Here is a 10,149-nt window from a genome sequence, read left to right as displayed (position 1 = left end):
CCTCATAGACCGCATCGGCAAAACCCGCAGCGGCGCCCGCCCCGGCCTCGATCGCGCACTCATAGCCCAGCTTCTGCAGCTGCTTCGCCGAATCCGGCGTCATCGCAACCCGGTTTTCACCCGGCGCCAGCTCTTTTGGCGTTCCAATCAGCACGGCCGTTCTCCTCCCATTGCGCCAGACCCGCCCCACAGGTGAGTCGGATGGCATCATTCATCATGTTTCTTTTTTTACCAGATAGTCAAATTTTTAGTTTTCAGTCAACAAAATTGTATCACGTAAGCAGGTATTCAATATTTTTTTGCTTTGCTTCCTATAGTTACAGTATTTTGCAGGCATGTTTTTTATCTACTAGTCAAATTTTAGGTTGACAGAATCCAGGACTCCCACAAACCTAAAAGCAGGAGGAGCCCATGAACATTCTACTGAAAAAACCAAGTGAATCCTGGGCGGCGGCCGGGGACCTGCATGACTTGATGGCCCGTGCCCGCCAGATCCGCGATGCCCATTGGGGGCGCACCGTCACCTATTCCCGCAAGGCCTTTGTGCCGCTGACCAACATGTGCCGCGACACCTGCGGCTATTGCACCTTCGTCAAGCATCCCGACTCGCCCGAAGCGAACATCATGACGCCGGAGCAGGTGCTTGCCACGGCCCGCCGCGGTGAGCGGGAAGGCTGCAAGGAGCTGCTGTTCAGCCTCGGCGAGAAACCGGAACTGCGCTACGAGAAGGCGCGCAAAGCACTGGAGCGGCTCGGCTATTCCAGCCTGACCGCCTATCTGACCGAGATGTGCGCGCTGGTGCTGCGGGAAACCGCGCTGCTGCCGCATGTGAACGCAGGCACGCTGACCAGCGAAGAGATTGACCTCTTGCGGCCGGTCTCTGCCTCGATGGGGATGATGCTGGAAACCGTCAGCCGCCGCCTGACCCGCAAGGGCCAGCCGCATTATGCCTGCCCCGACAAGGTGCCGGTGCAGCGGCTGCGCACGCTAGAACGGGCGGGCGAGAAGAAAGTGCCCTTCACCACCGGCCTGCTGATCGGCATCGGCGAGACTTTTGAAGAGCGTATCGAGGCGCTGCACGCGATCAACGGCGCCCACGCCCGCCACGGCCACATCCAGGAAGTGATCATCCAGAACTTCCAGCGCAAGCCAGATATCGCCATGGCGAACCACCCGGAGCCGCCGCTGGAAGACATGCTGCGCACCATCGCGGCGGCCCGCATCATCCTGTCGCCGGACATCAGCCTGCAGGCGCCGCCGAACCTCAGCGCCCGCCACCTGGCCTACCTGGACGCAGGCATCAACGACTGGGGCGGCATCTCGCCGGTCACCATCGACTTCATCAATCCGCAGCATGAATGGCCGGAGATCCGCCAGCTTGCCGCCTCCTGCACCCAGGCCGGGTTCCAGCTGCGCGAGCGGCTGACGGTCTACCCCAGCTACCTGGCCGCCGGCAGCGGCTTCATCGACCCGGAAATTCTGGCCCGCGCCTCCGGCATGGCGCAGGCCAACGGACTGGCACGCGACCAGCAGCACATGGGAGAAACAGCATGACCATCCAACCCCCCGCAGAGAAGTTTGCCGCAGTCCCGGCGGCCGTCAGCGCCGCCTCCGCTCCGGTTCGCGCCATTCTGGAACTGGCGTTGGAAGGCGGCGAGGTGTCAGAAGCCGAAGGCACAGAGCTGTTCCGCGCAACGGGCGCCGATGCCGAAGCGGTCTATGCCGCGGCCGACGAGCTGCGACGCCGCGCCAACGGCGACCGGGTGTCCTTCGTGGTAAACCGCAACATCAACTTCACCAACATCTGCTACATGGGCTGCCGCTTCTGCGGCTTTGCCAAGCGCAGCGAGGACAAAGACGCCGAGTGGCTGGAGCCCGCGCAGATCGTCGAGCGCGCGCAGCAGGCCTGGGACCGCGGCGCAACCGAGGTCTGCATCCAGGGCGGCCTGCACCCAAAGATGGAGGGCACCTATTACCGCGACATCGTGTGCGCCATCAAGGCGGCGCTGCCCGACATGCATATCCACGCCTTCTCGCCGTTTGAGATCTGGTACGGCGCCTCCAAGACCAAGATGTCCTATCATGACTTCCTGGCCGATCTGAAGGCGGCGGGCCTCGGCTCGATGCCCGGCACCGCGGCGGAAATCCTCGATACCGAAGTGCGGATGCAGCTGACCAAGAACAAGCTGAGCGCCGAGAAATGGGTGGAGATCATCCGCGCCGCGCATGAGGTTGGCATCCCGACCACTGCCACCATCATGTACGGCCATATCGACGGGCCGGAGCATTGGGCGGCGCACATCCGCCTTTTGCGCGACATCCAGAAAGACACCGGCGGCTTTACCGAACTAGTGCCACTGTCCTTTGTGCACACGGAATCGCCCCTTTGGGCACAGAACCCGGACACCGTGCGCCCCGGCCCCACCGCGCTGGAGGTGGACCTGATGCACGCGGTCTCGCGCATCATGCTGCACGGCTGGATCGACAACATCCAGGTCAGCTGGACCAAGCTGGGCGCGGCCCGGGCGCAACAGATGCTGTCGCGCGGCGTCAACGACCTCGGCGGCACGCTGATGAACGAAAGCATCTCGCGCGCGGCCGGGTCGGACCACGGCCAGGAAATCACCGCCCGCGAGCTGGCGCAGATCATCCGCGCCGCGGGCCGGGTGCCGGTGCGCCGCAACACCATCTACGAGGTGCGCGAGGTTTATGAGCATCACGACCCCGAGGTGATCGCGCCGCTGGTGGACCGCCAGGGCCGTGACCCGCTGGCCTTCCTGGAAATGTTCCCGGAGCGCCCCGCGCTGGAGGCGGCGGAATGAGCGGCGCAGGCAAGCATAAGGTGACGCTGCTGGCCGGCGGCGTCGGCGGCGCCAAGATGGCCGAGGGGCTGGCAGCCCTGCCGGATGTGCAGCTCTCGGTGATCGGCAATGTGGCGGATGACGATGCCTTCCACGGCCTCTGGGTCTCGCCCGATATCGACACGCTGACCTACAGCCTTGCGGATGTGATCGACCGCAGCCAGGGCTGGGGCGTCGCGGATGAGGGCCACCGGGCGCTGGAAACGCTGACCAAACTGGGCGCGGACACCTGGATGTCGCTGGGCGACCGCGACTTCGGCCTGCACATCTACCGCACCATGCGGCGGCTTCGCGGCGACCGGCCCAGCGAGATCGCCCGTGACGTTGCCCGCGCCTTTGGCGTCACGGCAGAGATCCTGCTGCCCACCGACGGCACCGTGCAAACCCGGGTGCGCACCGATGCGGGCTGGCTGAGTTTCCAGGAGTATTTCGTGCGCGAACGCTGCGCGCCGGAGGTCCGGGAACTGGCCTTCGAAGGCCTCGCCCGGGCCCGCCCAACGCCGGAGGCGCTGGAGGCAATCCGCGCAGCAGACCTGATCGTGATTGCACCGTCCAATCCGCTGGTCAGCATTGCCCCGATCTTGGGCATTCCAGGCATAGCGGACGCGGTGCAGGCCTCCGCCGCGCCCAAGATCGCTGTCAGCCCCTTCATTGACGGCAAGGTTGTGAAAGGCCCCGCCGACCGGATGATGCAGGCGCTGGGGGAGCAGGCAGACGCGCTTGGCGTTGCCCGCCGCTACCGCGGCCTCGCCGGTACATTGTTCATCGACCACGCCGACGCGTCGCTGGCGGGCGCCATCCGCGCCGAAGGGCTGGAGCCGGTCTGCAGCCGCATCCTGATGAAAACCCATGAGGACAAGACCCGGCTGGCCCGCGAAATCGTCGACCTGGCATTTGCTCCGGTCCATCTGGAGGCAACCGCATGACCCCGCAACAAGGTACCGGCAAGCGGCTCGCCGTGATCCCGATGAAGGACCCATCAAAGGCCAAGACCCGGCTCGCCGTCGCCCTCACCCCGCAGGAGCGCAGGGTGCTGGCGGAAGGGCTGTTCCAGGCCACCGTCGCGAAACTGCAAGAGGCCCTGGCCCGCCTCCCCGGCGGCACGGCGGATATTGCCGTGGTCAGCAACAGCCCGGTGATTGCCCGGATCGCCCGTCAGGGCGGCCTCATCTGCATCGACGACCAGGACCCCGGCGCGCTGTCGCTGGCAGTGGAGGCCGCCGCCGTTTGGGCGGCACAGCAGGGATACAGTGCGCTTTGCGTTCTGCCCGGCGATCTCGCCGCCCCGTCCACGGACGACCTCACCCGGCTGCTGGCACACCCGCTGGATAACAACAGCGCGCTGTTCTGCCCGGCCAAGGATCTGGGGACCAATGCACTGCTGGCGCCCCTGCCCTGCCCCTTCCCGTTCCGCTACGGGCCGAAATCCCTGGTCGCGCATCTGCACGCGGCAGAGGCCGCCGGGCTTTGCCCCCGGGTGCTGCCGCTGGCCAGCCTCCGCATTGACGTCGATACAGCCGAGGATCTTGATCACCTGCTGGCCCATAACCCGCAGGCACTGGCGCGGGAGGGCGCGCAATGAGCCTCTCCGTCTCTCTCACCGCCATTCCCGGTGTGCCGGACATCCGCAACGGCGACGATCTAGCCGCGGTTCTGGGCGATTGCCTGGACCGGGCCGGCATGCCGCTCAAACGCGGCGACATCCTTTGCGTCGCGCAAAAAGTCTTCTCCAAGGCCGAGGACTGCATCATCCCGCTGGCCTCGGTGACGCCGTCGGCGGAGGCGCTGAAATACGCCGAAGAGCTGAACAAGGACCCGCGCAAGGTCGAGATCGTCCTGCGCGAAAGCACCCGCGTGGTGCGCGCCTTCCGCCGCCCGGACCAGAACGAGGGCACGATGATCTGCGAGCACCGGCTCGGCTTCATCTCAGCCAATGCGGCGGTGGATGAGTCGAATTTCGGCGAGGAAGATGCGGCGATGATACTGCCGCCCGATCCGGATGCCAGCTGCGCCCGGCTGCAGCAGGATCTGTCGCACCGTTTTGACGCCGAGATCGGCGTGGTAATGACCGACACCTTCGGCCGCCCCTGGAGGCTGGGCCAGGTCAATGTGGCGATCGGCCTGGCCAAAGTGCCCGCGACCATCCGCGAACAGGGCAAAAGCGACGCCTGGGGCCGCCCGCTGCAGGTGACTGAACCGGCACTGGCCGATGAAATCGCCGCCGCCTCGGGGCTGGTGGTGCGCAAGAACGGAAAGACACCGGCGGTGCTTCTGCGCGGGCTCGACTGGCAGCCCGCCGACAGCCGCGGCGCCGACATACTCAGGAAAAAACAGGAGGATATGTTCCGATGAGGATCGCAATCATTGGCGGCACCGGGCCGCAGGGACAGGGTCTGGCTTTGCGCTTTGCCCGCGCCGGCATCAATGTGGCTCTGGGTTCGCGCGACGGTGAGCGCAGCGCCGGCATCGCGGCAGAGTTGATGGCGAAACTGCCCGCGGGCGCCGCCGAAATCATCGGCCTCGGCAATGAAGCCGCCACCGCAGCTGCGGATGAGATGGTGATCCTCGCGGTGCCATTCTCCGCCCATAACGCCACGCTCAAGGCGGTGAAGCCGGGCCTTGCGGGCAAGATCCTGGTCGACATCGTGGTGCCGCTCAAGGAAGGCGACCCCAAGAAGGTGGAAATGCCGCCCGAAGGCTCCGCCACCGAGGCCGCGCAGGCGCTCCTAGGCGACGAGATCCCGGTGATCGGCGCGCTGCACAACGTGTCGGCCACCACGCTCAACAACCTGGACTGGCCGATCAACTGCGACATCCTGGTCTGCGGCAACAGCCTGCCTGCCCGCAAGAAGGTGATGGAGCTGGTCGGCGCGCTGGATGTCCAGGCCTACAACGCCGGCGACGCCGAGGCCGCCCGCTGCATCGAGGCGATCACCCCGATCCTGATCCGCCAGAACATTTCCAAGGCGGTGCCCTTCACCCATGCGGGCATCCGCATCTGGGCCCCCGATCACTGAGATTCCAACGAGGAGGAAAACACACATGGAATTCGGTATTTGCTTCAAGGGCTTCGTTGAGCCCGAACGCGCCCGCGCGCTGGTCCGCCAGGCCGAGAACGCAGGCTTCACCTACTGCTGGTTCTACGACAGCCACATCCTGTGGCGCGAAAGCTTCGTCGCCATGGCGATGTGCATGGAGCACACCACCAACATGCGCTTCGGCCCGCTGGTGACCAACCCGAACTCGCGCGAGTGGTCGGTGGCGGCCTCGCTGTTCGGCTCGCTGGCGAAACAGTCCGGCGGCCGTTTCGACATCGGTCTCGGCCGCGGCGACAGCGCCGTGCGGGTGATGGGCAAGAAGCCCTCGACCATCAAGCGGATGGAAGAGTTCACCCACGTGGTCAAATCGCTGATCCGCGGCGAGGAAGTGCAGTACGGCGAATGCCCCGAGCCGGTGAAATTCCCCTGGGCGCAGGGCTATGAGCTGCCGGTCTGGATCGGCGCCTACGGCCCCAAGGCGCTGGCTTCGGCCGGCAAGGTCGGAGACGGCGTGGTGCTGCAGATCGCCGAGCCCAAGATCATCAAATGGCTGGCCGATCAGGCCAAGGCCGGCGGTGAGGCTGAAGGCCGCGACATGTCAAACTACCGCGTCATGGCCGCAGCGCCCGCCCACACCGGCCCAATCGAGGAAGGCATCGAGAAGACCAAGTGGTTCCCTGCCATGGTCGGCAACCACGTCGCTGACATCGTCGAGAAATACGGCACCGGCGGCGATCATGTCCCGACCAGCCTGACCGACTACATCAAGAACCGCAAAGGCTACGACTATTCCAAGCACGGCCAGAGCGATAACCCCTATCTCGACTTCATCACCGAGGACATCGTCAAGAGCTTCTGCGTGCTCGGCACCCCGGATGAGCATATCGCCAAGATCCGCGATCTGGAGGCCGCTGGCACCACCCAGTTCAACATCTATCTGGACAGCGGCGACGAGGAGAAGATCATCGCCGATTACGGCGATCACATCATCCCGGCCTTCCGGGAGGACGGTTCCGTATCCTCCCCGATGCTGGCTGCCTCCTAAGGGCTGACGCCAGCCATCTCCCCTGACGGCACAGCCTTCCGGCGGGCAGCCTCCCCTGCCCGCCGGTTTTTGCTGACCGCAGCCGCCGTCGGACCGCCCGCCGGACCGCCCGCTGGCCTTCCCCCCCGAGTTGTGCCAAGACAGCGCCGAGTCGGATTGATATGAAATGGCGGATTCCGCATGGCGCGCATGGCATCAGAGAAACCGAAGACCAAGATCCAGCGTCAGAAAACAGAACAAATCATGGCCGCGGCGCTTGAAGTCTTCTCCCGTCATGGTTCTTCCGGCGCATCTATCAACATGATTGCCAAAACAGCAGGGCTGACTACTCCCAACCTGCTTTATTACTTTGAAAGCAAGGACGCGATCCGGCGGGAGCTTATGGGCCGAACACTGCAGCTGTGGATGGCACCGTTGAGCATGCTGAGCCCGCACGGCGAACCTATTGATGAAATCTGCGAATACATCCGGCGAAAATTGGACGTGTCACGAAGCTTCCCCAAGGAAAGCAAGTTCTTTGCCAATGAGGTCCTGAGCGGGCTGCCGCGTTCCCGCAGCGAAATCTTTGGCCCTCTCAAAGAGCTCTACAGCGCAAAAATCCTGCTGCTGGAAGAATGGATGGATGACGGAAAGATTGCATCTGTGGATCCGCATCACCTTCTGTTTTCGATTTGGGCAACCACGCAGCACTATGCCGACTTCGACGTACAAATCGCGGAAATTGCTCCCAGCAAGGCGGAAGACAGATATGTTGAGGCTGAAGCATTTCTCTTAGAAATGTACAAAAAATTACTCGCCGTTTAAGGTGCGAGTTTAGCTGAGCTATATTTTCAGCAGGCCACGCCCGAAGATATACAAGGAACAGGGTGTTAAACCTCTGAACTGTACAGGATTCAAAAAACAAGCGCGAATTGCGGCGGCATAGCCGGGCCAATGGTAATTGCCTTAAGCACGGTCTGCGCTGCTTGGTTCGCAGTGTCCTCACCGGCTGCATGAACACATACGAACACCGTGCCCTCCTCAACGGGATACCTACGCCACCCGGATGCTGAACAATGGTATGAGGCTAGAGGAGGTATCCCACCTTCTCGGACACGCCACTGTGACCCAGACACAGAAGTACGCCAAGTTCGCCAAAAGGGATGTCGCGGACAGGGCGAGGGAGATCATGAATGGAAGCTGAAATTCCAGCAGCCCCGAAATTGGCCCTTGTATGGACCTACTATATACGGCCCAAGGTCAAAGACGCTACTTACTAACTGATTTTAAAGGAGAAAATGGCGATCCCTGAAGGACTCGAACCCTCAACCTGCTGATTAGAAGTCAGCTGCTCTATCCAGTTGAGCTAAGGGACCGCTCTGCGCCAGTTATGACAGGCTGCCCCCGGGGGTCAAGCCGCGGCGCGCAGATCCAGATGCATAAAGACCGACCACGGATCCTCGGCATAATCCGCAAACGGCGGGCAAGGGGCAAAGCCAAAGGATTCGTACAAACGCCGCGAGGGCAGGAAATCCTCGGTGGAGCCGGTCTCGAGGTAGACCGCGACCGCATGGCTGCGGCGGGCAAGCTCCAGCAGGAAGGCCAGCATGGCACGGCCTGCGCCACTGCCGCGGGCCCCTGCCAGTGTGTGCATCGACTTCAGCTCGCGGGTGCCATCGCCCAGGTCCTTGAGCGCCCCCATGGCAAGCGCCTGGCCGTCCCGTCGCAGCAGGAAGAATTGCACCTCCGGCCCCTCCAGACCGCTGGCGTCCATGGCATGGCAGCTTTCCTCGGGCGATTGCGCTGCCATCTGCGCCAGATGGCGGCGGATCAGGGCGGCAGCCTCCGGATCAGAGGGGCGGGCGGCGGCGATGTCAAAGGCTGTGTCGGTCATCGTCAAAGTCCATCGGGCGGGTTGCCCTAAGGTATTGCCCGGCCAGCGGCGGATGGCAATCGCGCAGGCGCTCTTATGCACCCCCAACGCAGGTGATGCCTGATTTTTAGGCAAGGCCGGGGATGTCAGCGGTAGAGGCTGCACCAGATGGCCATCAGGGTACGGGCAGCTTCCGGCGGCAATACCAGGAGCAGCAAGGCGCCGCCGTCGGAGGCCGCGAGGATGTGCAGTTGCGGCGTGACCGGCAGCAGCAGGCAGTCCGGTTTTGGCACAGGCATCCGGGCAGAGGCGGGGCGGGCCGATTTGGAGGTGAGCGCCTTTCGTACCGCATCCAGTCGGGTGAGCAGCGCGTCCGAGCCGCCCGCCTGCGTCTGTGCGCTGTGTCGCGGGCAGTGAAGCCATGCAACAGCCTGCACTTCGGCTTGGGCGCGAAACTTGTCCAGCCGGCTGCTGCTGCCCCCTGCGGTCAGGGCGGCGGCCAAGGTCCCTGCGGTGCAGCTGCCCGCACCTTGCGGCACGGCGCAAGGCCGGCGGCGAAAACTGAAAGCCTGATCCCGGGCCTGAGCATCCAGTTGCCGCAGGCGGGCAGCAAAGAGCTGGGCTGCGGCTTCCGGATCCTCGGCAGCAGTGGAGGGGTCCGTGCAGCCGTTCAGGCGGATGCCTGCAAGCCTCCGATGCACCACAGTGAGGACCGCGGCGGGCTGCTGGCGGATGTAAAGGATGATTTCGCGCGGCAGCACGGTATCGCGGATTTCGCGCAGCACTGCGGCGCCGAGACTGTCTGTCGCCTCTGCACCGGCAGTGCCGCCGGGTTGCGCCAGCCGGACCAGCGCCTGCTGCAGGGCTGAGGCGGCGGCACTGCCAGGCCGCGGGGGGCGCTGCGCGGGAGTCGCCATCACATACCGCCTTTCTGGCGCGCGAGCAGCTGCCGGGCCGGGGCCGCCAACCGGGCGGCGGCCTCTGCGTCGTCGCAGATACACAGCACAGCATCGCCGGAGCCGCCACCAGCGCGCAGGAACAGGCGAGCCTCGCCCGGGGCGAGCAGCAGAACGTCATCCGCGGGCGTATTGGCGGCGCCGCCGGCCTGAACTGCTGCATCCAATGCCAGGAAGCCGCGGCGGGCCTGCTGGCAAAGGTCGTCGAGATATTCCTGCGGATGGCCGCCATCGCTGCTGCTGCGCAGGACAATGCTGGCGCCGAGGTCGCCAAAGGCGGCCAGGCGGCAGCCGGGTTCAAAATGGCGCAGGGCGTCGAGCTGGCGGGCAAGGGTCATGGCCTATCCCAGCCGCGCGGTGGTGCATCAAATCGAGCAGGTGCTGGCGGCATTGCGGC

General features: G+C 64.4%; 13 protein-coding genes and 1 tRNA gene. 9 read left to right on the top strand and 5 right to left on the bottom strand.

The annotated features are described in order from the left end of the window. Positions 1-154: hypothetical protein (locus tag RA24_RS22125; RefSeq protein WP_152612871.1), on the bottom strand; the 154-nt coding region annotated here is incomplete at its 3' end. A gap of 257 nt (positions 155-411) precedes the next feature. Here RA24_RS22125 and cofG point away from each other — a divergent pair. The 9 genes from cofG (at position 412) to RA24_RS22975 (ending at position 8,127) form a co-directional block, all read left to right on the top strand. After that, complete coding sequence (gene cofG, locus RA24_RS20895; protein ID WP_082020410.1) at positions 412-1,554, top strand: 7,8-didemethyl-8-hydroxy-5-deazariboflavin synthase CofG; 1,143 nt, start codon at positions 412-414, stop codon at positions 1,552-1,554. Beyond that, positions 1,551-2,822, top strand: a complete 1,272-nt coding sequence (gene cofH, locus RA24_RS20890) for a 5-amino-6-(D-ribitylamino)uracil--L-tyrosine 4-hydroxyphenyl transferase CofH (RefSeq protein WP_039194125.1) — start codon at positions 1,551-1,553, stop codon at positions 2,820-2,822. Before cofG ends, cofH begins: the two co-directional genes overlap by 4 nt. Continuing rightward, entirely contained in the window at positions 2,819-3,787 is a 969-nt protein-coding gene (gene cofD, locus RA24_RS20885) for a 2-phospho-L-lactate transferase (protein WP_039174746.1), read from the top strand. The genes cofH and cofD overlap by 4 nt, the downstream gene beginning before the upstream one ends. Then, a complete protein-coding gene (gene cofC, locus RA24_RS20880; RefSeq protein ID WP_039194123.1) occupies positions 3,784-4,443 on the top strand; it encodes a 2-phospho-L-lactate guanylyltransferase in 660 nt (219 codons plus the stop codon). The genes cofD and cofC overlap by 4 nt, the downstream gene beginning before the upstream one ends. After that, on the top strand, positions 4,440-5,213 hold the full coding sequence (cofE, locus tag RA24_RS20875) for a coenzyme F420-0:L-glutamate ligase (protein WP_019296526.1): 774 nt from the start codon (positions 4,440-4,442) through the stop codon (positions 5,211-5,213). Before cofC ends, cofE begins: the two co-directional genes overlap by 4 nt. Then, a complete protein-coding gene (gene npdG, locus RA24_RS20870) occupies positions 5,210-5,878 on the top strand; it encodes an NADPH-dependent F420 reductase (protein ID WP_039194119.1) in 669 nt (222 codons plus the stop codon). Before cofE ends, npdG begins: the two co-directional genes overlap by 4 nt. 25 nt (positions 5,879-5,903) lie before the next feature. After that, on the top strand, positions 5,904-6,944 hold the full coding sequence (locus RA24_RS20865; protein ID WP_019296524.1) for a TIGR03842 family LLM class F420-dependent oxidoreductase: 1,041 nt from the start codon (positions 5,904-5,906) through the stop codon (positions 6,942-6,944). A 180-nt stretch (positions 6,945-7,124) separates the two neighbouring features. After that, positions 7,125-7,748, top strand: coding sequence for a TetR family transcriptional regulator C-terminal domain-containing protein (locus tag RA24_RS20860; protein WP_039174744.1), 624 nt, complete (start codon positions 7,125-7,127; stop codon positions 7,746-7,748). 157 nt (positions 7,749-7,905) lie between these two features. After that, positions 7,906-8,127 (top strand): tyrosine-type recombinase/integrase, encoded by a 222-nt coding sequence (locus RA24_RS22975; protein WP_446720218.1) that lies wholly within the window; start codon positions 7,906-7,908, stop codon positions 8,125-8,127. Positions 8,128-8,222: 95 nt separating this feature from the next. Here the strand turns inward: RA24_RS22975 and RA24_RS20855 are convergent. The 4 genes from RA24_RS20855 to RA24_RS20840 all read right to left on the bottom strand — a co-directional run bounded on the left by RA24_RS20855 (position 8,223) and on the right by RA24_RS20840 (position 10,090). Then, positions 8,223-8,299: transfer RNA gene (locus RA24_RS20855), tRNA-Arg, on the bottom strand. 35 nt (positions 8,300-8,334) lie between these two features. Beyond that, the gene (locus RA24_RS20850; protein ID WP_019296521.1) at positions 8,335-8,817 is read right to left on the bottom strand and encodes a GNAT family N-acetyltransferase; all 483 of its coding nucleotides are present in this window, start codon (positions 8,815-8,817) and stop codon (positions 8,335-8,337) included. Positions 8,818-8,942: 125 nt separating this feature from the next. Then, a complete protein-coding gene (locus tag RA24_RS20845; RefSeq protein ID WP_019296520.1) occupies positions 8,943-9,713 on the bottom strand; it encodes a hypothetical protein in 771 nt (256 codons plus the stop codon). Beyond that, complete coding sequence (locus tag RA24_RS20840; RefSeq protein WP_019296519.1) at positions 9,713-10,090, bottom strand: hypothetical protein; 378 nt, start codon at positions 10,088-10,090, stop codon at positions 9,713-9,715. Before RA24_RS20840 ends, RA24_RS20845 begins: the two co-directional genes overlap by 1 nt. Between the last annotated feature and the right edge of the window lie 59 nt (positions 10,091-10,149).

Source organism: Leisingera sp. ANG-M6, assembly GCF_000813905.1.
Classification (GTDB): Bacteria; Pseudomonadota; Alphaproteobacteria; order Rhodobacterales; family Rhodobacteraceae; genus Leisingera.
This window is presented reverse-complemented; position numbering and strand designations above follow the sequence as displayed.